Below are 9,399 nucleotides of genomic sequence, written 5' to 3' on the forward strand. Positions count from 1 at the left end.
TGCAACCAGCCATGGTGGTCACTTCAGAGCGTTTGCACGGACTCGTTGTTGGGCATGGGGAGGGTGCAGGCATCCGTGCGCATGAATGATATGTAGTCTCATTTTTTGCAGGCAGTACTAATTTGCAATCCATCAACTCGCGCGTAAGGCCGGTATCAGGCTAACGCCCCACGTGCGTATCCAGGTAATTACGGATCACCCGCGCCCCGCCATTGAGGTGCCGTTCCAGCACCGCTACCGCTTCGTCCACCAGCTTGTCGCTGGCCGCATCTACCAGTGCGTTGTGATCGTCCTGAGTCAGTTTGCCCAGGCCCATGGACGAAAGATGGAAACGCAGGAAGCGTTCTTCCTCGTTCAGTTCGTTCTCGATAAGGCGCAGTAGTTTCTTGTTCGGCGCCTTGCTGTACAGCGCCATGTGGAGCAGGCGGTTGAGGCGGCCAATTTCGGTGTGGCTGGTCTCGTTCTCCAGTTGCTGGATATACCCGCGGGCGCTGGCGATGTCGCTGGCATCAAGCAGCGGGATAGACTGGCGCAGCGCCTCGCTCTCGAGCAATACGCGAAGGGCATAGGTGTCCACTGCATCCTCGCCGATCAGCGGTGCAACGACGGCGCCCTTGTGCATCTCCACTTTCAACAGGGATTGCGCTTCGAGCTGGCGCAGGGCCTCGCGCACGGGCATGCGACTGACGCCGTACAAGGTGGCGAGCTCTTGTTGGCGAACTGCAGTACCAGGCGGCAAGCGACCATCGAGAATGGCGCTGCGCAGGCGTTCTTCGATCACGCCACGGGCCTGATGCGGCAACAACTGCTCGCTGGCCAGCACATCACTCAATTTGATTTTCTTGGCCACGCTACGCCTGCCTCAACGATGACTATATTGGATCCAATAACGCTAGTAACAGCTTGTGAGGGTGTCAAACCTGCACCCACACTGGTACGGGCGCCCCAAAAGCGCGGCTATGGTGGAGGAAGTCGCACGTCAAAGAAAGCTGCCTATAGAAAGATGTAAGTAGAAAGTATAGGTGGGCTGACGGCCGGGTGCGTGATTGCAGGTTGCCATTGTCTTTTGCTGTGGCAAGCCCCACCATCGCTGCTTTCGACTGGTCTGAACAGGGCTTCGCAGTGGCGATATCCTGCTTGCTCAAAACCGTTGTGCGACATGTCGGCTTTGCCGCGCTGCTGGGCAGTCTTCTGCTGGGCGGCTTGCACGCGGATTGGGATTTCTCCCAGATCAGCCGCAAGTCGCAGGCCCTGTACGGCCCACTGGGTGCCGGGCAAGGCCGCATCGATGCCTGGCAGAACCTGATGGCCACGCAGAAGCAGGGTACTGAGCTTGAACGGTTGCAAGTGATCAACCGCTTCTTCAACCAGCAATTGCGTTATGTCGAGGATATCGATCTGTGGCATGAGGTCGACTACTGGGCCACACCTGTGCAGGCACTGATCAAAGGTGCAGGGGACTGCGAGGATTACGCTATCGCAAAATATTTCAGCCTTCGGCGCATGGGAATCCCCAGCGAAAAACTGCGCATCACCTACGTCAAGGCGCTGCGGCAGAACCGGGCACACATGGTCCTGACCTATTATTCAAGCCCACAGGCCCAGCCTTTGGTGCTTGACAGCCTGATGGATGCCATCAAGCCGGCAAGCCAGCGTACTGACCTGCTGCCGGTGTACGCCTTCAATGGTGAGGGGTTATGGCTGACGGGCGCAGCAGGGAACAAAAAGGTTGGTGATACCAAGCGGCTGTCACGCTGGCAGGATTTGTTGAAGAAAATGCAGGCCGAAGGGTTCCCGGCCGAGCCGGTTTACTGAAGGAGCACAGATGTCACTGTTCAAACAATTGCTGTTGGCCATTTGCCTGTTCCTGGTAGTCGCCTTCAGTGGCAGTTTCATGGTCAGCCTGGAAAGCTCGCGCAGCCAGTACGTCAACCAGTTGCGCTCGCACGCTCAGGATGCGGCCACTGCGCTGGCGCTTTCGCTGACGCCGAATATCGACGACCCAGCGATGGTCGAGTTGATGGTCAGCTCGATCTTCGACAGTGGTTACTATGCAAGCATCAAGGTTGTCGACCTGGCCTCCAATGCCGTGCTGGTGGAGCGTCACGCCGAGCCAGACCCTGGCGGTGTCCCGCTTTGGTTCGTGCACCTGATCGGCCTAGAGGCCGCCGGCGGCGATGCAATCGTCAGCCGTGGCTGGCAACAGGCCGCGCGCGTTGAAGTGATCAGCCACCCGATGTTCGCCATTGCCAAGCTTTGGCAAAGTGCCTTGGGCAGCCTCGGTTGGTTGCTGTTGTGCGGTGCGGCCAGTGCCGTGCTCGGTGCCTTGTTATTGCGCCGTCAGTTGAAGCCACTGGACTACATGGTCGAGCAATCCCACGCCATTGCCCGCCGCGAATTCCTCAGCCTCCCAGAGTTGCCACGCACGCCGGAGCTACGCCGCGTGGTGCAAGCGATGAACCAGATGGTCGAGAAGCTCAAAGCCCTGTTCACCGAGCAGGCCGAGCGCAGTGAACGGCTGCGGGCGGAGTCCTATCAGGACAGCCTGACCGGGTTGTCGAACCGCCGCTATTTCGAAATGCAGCTGAACACTCGGGTAAGCAACCTGGAAGACGCGCGCGCCGGCTACCTGCTTTTGTTGCGGGTTCAGGGCCTGGCCGGCCTTAACGCCCGCCTTGGCGGCCAGCGTACTGACCAGTTGTTGCAAGCGGTAGGTGAACAGCTGCGCCGTACTTGTGCCAGTTACCCAGAAACCAAAGACCTCATTTCCCGCAGCCGCGGCGGCGAGTTTGCAGTGCTGGCACCGGGCATGGTGCATGAGGAGGCAGTACAGCTTGCCCAGGCTCTAGAGGCAACGTTGCAGAGCCTGCACGAAACAGGTGCCAGCGATATTGACCCGGTGGCATGTATAGGCCTGGCGCCATTCAGCCCTGGTGATTCGCCGCAGGCGTTGCTGAAGCTCGCCGACGAGGCTCTGGCCCGCGCTGAGAACCAGCCAACGCCAGGTTGGGTATGCCTTGAGCAAGGTGTTGCCGCGGTTGCTGCGGACAGCCAGCATGCCTGGCACGAGCGGCTCGATCAGGCGTTTATCAATGGGCATTTCGAACTGTTCTTCCAGCCCGTGATGGATTGCGCTTCCTCGCCACAGATACTGCATCACAAAGTCATTTCGCGTTTGCAGGATGGCCAGGGTGAAGCCTTGCCGGCGGGCCGCTTCCTGCCTTGGCTGGAGCGCTTCGGCTGGATGCCGCGGCTGGATGTGCTGGTGCTGGAGAAAGTGTTGGCGCACCTGCGAGGGCATGATCAGGTGCTGGCGTTGAACCTGTCCGCCGCCACCCTGGCCGACCCCAAGGCTCTTCAGCGCGTTTTCGAGCTGCTGGGCCAGAACGCGGCGCTTGGCCCGCGGCTGGTATTTGAAATTGGCGAGGAGCAGTTGCCTGAGCAGGCAGCATTGGAGCAACTCACCCGGCGCCTGCATGGGCTTGGCTTCGGCCTGGCGTTGCAACGCTTTGGCGGGCGCTTCAGCATGATAGGTAATCTGGCGCACCTAGGCTTGGCGTACCTGAAGATTGACGGCAGTTACATCCGCAACATCGATCATGAGCAGCACAAGCGGCTGTTCATCGAAGCGATACAGCGAGCGGCGCACAGCATCGACCTTCCGCTGATTGCCGAGCGAGTCGAGACGGAAGGGGAGCGGTTGGTGTTGCAGGAGATGGGAGTGGGCGGGATTCAGGGGCAACTGGTGGGTGAGCCTGCGCCCTGGCGCTGAACGTCTTTTCGTGCCCCGCCGTAGAAGCGACCTAGAGCCGGAAAAGGGCCGCGGAACGGCCCCAGGATTCACGTAGCGATACACGGGGCCGCTTGTGCAGCCCCGTCGCGATACAAGGCCGCTCCTGCAGCAATGGCGAAACCAGCAGGCCGGCTATCACCGCTCGCGCAGCGCTTCCGAGCGCGCTTTCATGATCGGCTTGAGCAGGTAGCTCATGATGGTCTTCTTGCCTGTCATGATATCCACCGTCGCCACCATCCCCGGGATGATCAGCAGTGGCTTCTCGTCAGTCCCCAGGTGGCTGCGATCAGTGCGCAGCTTGATCAGGTAATACGTAGTCTTCTTGTCTTCATCGGTAATGGTGTCGGCGCCAATCTGCTCCAGCTTGGCCTTGAGCCCACCGTAGATGGTGTAGTCATACGCGGTGAACTTGACCGTCGCTTCCTGGCCAGGGTGCAGGAAGGCGATGTCTTTGGGCAGGATCTTAGCCTCGATGACCAGCGTGTCGTCCAGTGGCACGACTTCGATGATATCGCTGCCTGGCTGGATTACCCCGCCAATGGTGTTCACAAGCAGTTGCTTGACGATACCTCGCACGGGCGAAGTGACCAGTGTGCGGTGCACCCGGTCGTCCAGCGCTTTGCTGGTGGCAGTAGCCTTGTTCAGTTCGGTGCGTGCCTCGTTCAGTTGGGTCAGCGCTTCACTTCGAAACTTGCCACGAGTCTCTTCGATCTTGCTTTGCACCTCGCGGATGGCCGCCTCTGCGCGTGGGATCGCCAGCGCAGTGGAATCCAGCTGACCGCGGTTTTCCACTTCAGCACGGCGTAGGCGCAGCACTTCAACCTGGGAAATCGCGCCGGTTGCCACTAGCGGTTCGGACATACTGATTTCCTTGCGCAGCAGCGCAAGGCTGTTGGCGTACTGGGTGCGCTTGGAACTGTATTCGCGCAGTTCCTGCTGGCGTTGGACCAACTGCTCTTGCAGGCCGCCAATTTCGTCCTGCAGTTGCTGGCGCCGGCTCTGGTACAGCGACTCTTCATTGGCCGCCTGGTTTGGCGCGGCTTTACGCAGCTTCTCGTCGATTACCAGCGGGATGTCCTGGACCTCGGCACTCAAGCGTTCGACCCGCAGGGCCATGGCCAGGCGGTCAGCCTCGGTTTCACCTACGTTGGAGGCGAAGCGGGTTTCATCCAGGCGCAGTAATGGCTGGCCCACTTCGACGATCTGCCCCTCCTTGGCGAAGATTTCGGCAACGATTCCGCCCTCCAGGTTCTGGATCTTCTGCACCTTGGAAGACGGAATGGCCTTGCCTTCACCCCGGGTAACTTCGTCGATGGGCGCAACGCTGGCCCATACGATCAAGAACACGAAGAACAGGATCACGCCCCAGATGGTCAGTCGAACCACCCGCGGCGCATCTTCGATCAGGGTTTTGTTTACCTCGGGCAGCGGCTGGCCGCCAAGCGAGTCGCTGCCTTTGAAATAGCGCCGCAGGCCGTCCTTGAACTGCCCAATATCCAGCTTATGCAACACTGATCTGCCCCTTCTTCAGTGCATCCATGACCGCGGCTTTCGGGCCGTCGGCGACAATCTGCCCGCGATCGATCACGATCAGCCGGTCTACCAGCGACAGTAACGAGGCACGGTGCGTGACCAGCAGTACAGTCTTGCCCTCTACCACCGCTTGCAGGCGCTGCTTGAGGCGTTCTTCTCCGGTGTTGTCCATGGCGCTGGTCGGCTCGTCCAGCAGCAGGATCTGCGGGTTGAGCAGCAGCGCACGGCCCAAGGCGACGTTCTGCCGCTGTCCGCCGGACAGGTTCTGACCGCGTTCACCCACTTGCAGCTCGTAGCCGTCGGGGTGCAGCCGGGCGAATTCATGTACACCCGCCAGTTCAGCGGCCTGCAGGATCAGTTCGTCCTCGATGTAACGGGCGCCGCTGACCAGGTTGTCACGCAAGGTGCCGGCGAGCAGCTGAATGTCCTGTGGGACGTAGCCGATATTGTGGCGCAGTTCGCTGACATCGATCTGGCGAATGTCGACGCCATCGACCAGCAGCGAGCCACCGTCGGCCTCGTACAGGCCGACGATGAGCTTGGCCAGCGAGCTCTTGCCCGAGCCGCTGCGACCGATGATGCCGACTTTCTCGCCAGGGCGGATGGTCAGGTTGATATTCTTCAGGGCCAGGTTCTGCTGGTTCGGATAAGTGAAGTCGACCCCGCGGAACTCCACGCTGCCCTGCAGCACCTTGCGGCTCAGCGGGCGTTCTTCGAAGTTGCGCTCTTGCGGCAGATCCATCATGTGGTCGGTGGAGACCATGGTCACCTTGGCTTGCTGGTAGCGGGCGAGCAGGCCGTTGAGCTGGCCCAAAGGGCCGAGGGCGCGGCCGCTGAGCATGTAGCAAGCCACCAGGCCGCCCATGCTCAGGTTGCCATCTATGATCAGGTACACGCCGACGCAGATCATTGCCACGCCTGCCAGTTGCTGGATCAGCAGGGTGATGTTCATCGCCAGGCTCGACAGCACTTTCACGCGCAGTTCCAGGCGGCTCAGGGTGCCGAGGGTTTGCTCCCACATGTACTGGCGTTCGCTTTCGGCGTTGTTGACCTTTACCGCATCCAGACCTGCCAGGGTTTCGATCAGGCTGGACTGGCGCTCTGATGCCAACGCCATGGTCCGCTCCATGGTCGCCATCAGTGGCCGCTGCAGGGCGTAGCCGATACCCAGAGCCAGCGGGAAGGCGATGATCGGAATCCACACCAGGTGCCCGCCAATGATGGCGATGACGATCAAAATCAGGATGGTGAAGGGCAGGTCGATCAGGCTGGTCAGGGTCAGCGAGGCGAGGAAGTCGCGCAGGCCCTGGAACTCGTGAATGTTCTGGGCAAAGCTGCCGACCCGCGCCGGCCGGTACTTCATCGACATGCCGACGATACGTTCAAACAGCGTTGCCGAGATGATCAGATCGGTCTTCTTGCCGGCCAGGTCCAGGCACAGGCCACGCAGGCCTTTCAGGATCAGGTCGAAGATGTACGCGCCGGCGATACCGATGGCCAGTACCCAAAGCGTCGAGGTGGCCTGGTTTGGCACCACCCGGTCATACACGTTCATCACGAACAGTGGCGCGGCCAGGGCGATCAGGTTGATCACCAAGCTCGCGGCGATGGCGTCGATATACAACCACTTGCTGCGCAGCAGGGTGTCGCGGAACCACGACTTCGCGCGTGGGATGAGGTTGCCGTGGTTGACATCGAACTTGTGCTGAGGCTGCGCGAAGAATACTCGGCCGCTGTAGTCGCTTAGCAGTGCTTCGCGGCTGACGTGCACCTCGCCACCGTCGCTTTCGCTGAGTAGCAGGCGCGCGGTGTCTTCGTTCTCCCAGCCGAGCAGGACGGCGCTGCGGCCCTCCTTCAGCAAAAGCATGGCCGGCATGGCGATACTCGGGATCTGCTCCAGCTTTCGCTGAAGAACGCGCCCCTGCAGGCCGGCCCGGGCCGCGGCGCGAGGCAGCAGTTCAGGGCTCAGGCGCTGGGCGGGTAACGGTAGGCCTGTTGTCAGCATGACCCGGCTGGCGGGCTTCTGGTGCAGGACACACAGGCTCAACAGACTATCCAGCAGGGGATCGTCATGCTGACTGCGTGGATCGTGGCTGAGTTGGACTCGACTGACTTCGGATTCCACGCGGCGCTCTCTTCATCCTTGTGGTGGGTAGGGGGTGTGCCGTCGTTAAGGTCAGGCGGCTCACCCTGGCTCTCTTTGGTGCTGTAAAGCTGTGCTGATAAGGGGATTCACGCCCCGATGCTTAAGCAACTTGCCAATGGTCGCCTTGAATCGGTGTTGAGTAAACAATTCTACGTGCTTCATTTGCACCATACGCAGTGGCGCAATGATTGTTTCATTTTTGAGCCAGCCATCATCCGGCTTGACGTCAACTGCAGCATAGCCTGCGACCCAGCGACGGGATGCAAGGGCTTAGGGTTTCAGCTTAGTTATTGTCAGTAAACAGGCGCTGGTTTGTTGGCGCAAATCTGTGGCTTGTTAGTCAAAATTCATCTATAGAAAACAGATCCTTTGCCTTCTTGCATTCAATAATCGTAAGCGATTCCCGGTGGTCGGGAGGCCAGTATTCGCGCACTCGTACGTCATCTCTTTGATTTGTGACAAATCGCTGCTCGTGGCTGGCGCAGATTTGAAAACCTGGTGTGCCTCAAGCGAGCACGCACCCCGGCTTTGCTGGTTATCGACCTCTGCCTGGCCGCATTCCGGCAAGGTTTGTGCTTATTCGACAATCAGAGTCCGGCAATTGGGCGTGACCTGAATGTTGACGCCAGTAACGCTGACATTGCCCACCGAGGACGGCATGATTTACGGCTGCCAAGGTGTATGAAAAAAAGTGCCGTGGCTGACGGATTAACACGCTTTAGATGATGTAAGGCATTTGTCCTTCGGAAACGCTTGGCTAAGGTAAAAATATCAATGTGACATTACATTGCCGATTGTTTAGGATGGCCTGTATAAGGTCAATAGTTTGGCAGTCAGTCAATTCCAGAAAGTTATAGACGGAATATTGACGTCAAAACGTCAAGAGATCATCGACATAGTTCCGCCTGAAGTGGCTATCAAGCGCCGCTCTGGCAGGGAAGTACCCATCGGGTCACACGGAGAGTCCAATGAGCAGCGTTGTAGCCATCGTCAAAAGCATTGTCGGCCAGGTTATTGCGGTATCCCCAGAGGGCATCCGGCGTGTACTTATCGAAGGTGACCGCCTATTGACCGGTGAGGAAGTGCTCACCGGTCCTGGTGGCGCAGTTACTCTGGAGCTGGCTGATGGCCGTATGCTCGATCTGGGCCGTGACAGCCAATGGAGCGCCGACGCGCCTGACAGCAGTACCGACCTGAGCCAGGCTGCAGCGCAGGCCGCGCCTTCGGTGGAAGAGCTGCAGCAGGCTATTGCTGCTGGTGTTGACCCGACTACTGAGCTTGAAGCTACCGCCGCTGGCCCGTCATCAGCGGGTGGTGGTGGTGCGCTGGGCGGTGGCCACAGCTTCGTGATGCTCGAAGAAACGGCTGGCCGAGTTGACCCGACGGTCGGCTTCCCGACTGATGGGCTGGGCTTTGCGGGTGTACTCGATAGCGAAGAAGTGGGCCTGCTGGACACCAACGGCAATAACCTGGTGACCACACCCACGACGGATACCAACGTCGCTACTGATCTGATTCTTGGCGCAACCCCCTCTATCAGTGAAGCGGGTGGCGTAATCGTTTATACCGCCACCGTTGGTCAGGCTCCGACCACCAACTTGGTAATTACTCTGTCCAACGGTGCCGTGATCGTCATTCCGGCCGGGCAGACCAGTGGAAGCGTCAACGTCGTAGTTCCGGCAAATGACACTCCCTACATCGACGGGAGCCAGATTTCGGCGACCGTGACAGGCAGTACCGGTGGTGGCGGTCTGACGGTGACATTGCCGCAAACGCCAGCGGTTACCCAAGTGACCGATACAATCGACACCACAACTGCGACCCTGACCGCTTCGCCAAGCGTGACCGAAGGCGGCGTGATCACCTACACCGTGACCCTGAGCAATCCTGCCCAGACTCCGGTCACCGTGACTCTGTCGAACGGCCA

The 9,399-nt window shown here is 59.5% G+C and carries 6 protein-coding genes; 3 read left to right on the forward strand and 3 right to left on the reverse strand.

Features of this window, described 5'->3' with window-relative positions:
• Positions 1-160: 160 nt before the first annotated feature.
• Complete coding sequence (locus ACF8EA_RS23890) at positions 161-850, reverse strand: GntR family transcriptional regulator (RefSeq protein WP_103468999.1); 690 nt, start codon at positions 848-850, stop codon at positions 161-163.
• 203 nt (positions 851-1,053) lie between these two features.
• Here ACF8EA_RS23890 and lapG point away from each other — a divergent pair, with 203 nt between their 5' ends.
• Both lapG and lapD read left to right on the forward strand, forming a co-directional pair.
• Complete coding sequence (gene lapG / locus ACF8EA_RS23895; RefSeq protein ID WP_181005098.1) at positions 1,054-1,815, forward strand: cysteine protease LapG; 762 nt, start codon at positions 1,054-1,056, stop codon at positions 1,813-1,815.
• A 10-nt stretch (positions 1,816-1,825) separates the two neighbouring features.
• On the forward strand, positions 1,826-3,772 hold the full coding sequence (lapD, locus tag ACF8EA_RS23900) for a cyclic di-GMP receptor LapD (protein ID WP_392523499.1): 1,947 nt from the start codon (positions 1,826-1,828) through the stop codon (positions 3,770-3,772).
• 156 nt (positions 3,773-3,928) lie between these two features.
• On the opposite strand, the gene ACF8EA_RS23905 is transcribed toward lapD, so the two are convergent.
• Positions 3,929-5,305, reverse strand: coding sequence for an HlyD family type I secretion periplasmic adaptor subunit (locus ACF8EA_RS23905; protein ID WP_392523501.1), 1,377 nt, complete (start codon positions 5,303-5,305; stop codon positions 3,929-3,931).
• On the reverse strand, positions 5,295-7,451 hold the full coding sequence (locus ACF8EA_RS23910; RefSeq protein ID WP_021785124.1) for a type I secretion system permease/ATPase: 2,157 nt from the start codon (positions 7,449-7,451) through the stop codon (positions 5,295-5,297). The genes ACF8EA_RS23905 and ACF8EA_RS23910 overlap by 11 nt, the downstream gene beginning before the upstream one ends.
• A gap of 989 nt (positions 7,452-8,440) precedes the next feature.
• On the opposite strand from ACF8EA_RS23910, the gene ACF8EA_RS23915 reads away from it, so the two are divergent.
• A partial coding sequence (locus ACF8EA_RS23915; RefSeq protein ID WP_392523503.1) for a retention module-containing protein occupies positions 8,441-9,399 on the forward strand: 959 nt, incomplete at its 3' end.

This window comes from Pseudomonas sp. YQ_5, assembly GCF_043103305.1.
Taxonomy (GTDB): Bacteria; Pseudomonadota; Gammaproteobacteria; order Pseudomonadales; family Pseudomonadaceae; genus Aquipseudomonas; species Aquipseudomonas putida_Y.

Bases quoted from the DNA above. Each gene is read 5' to 3' on its own strand.
- lapD (WP_392523499.1), top strand. From the start codon at position 1,826: ATGTCACTGTTCAAACAATTGCTGTTGGCCATTTGCCTGTTCCTGGTA.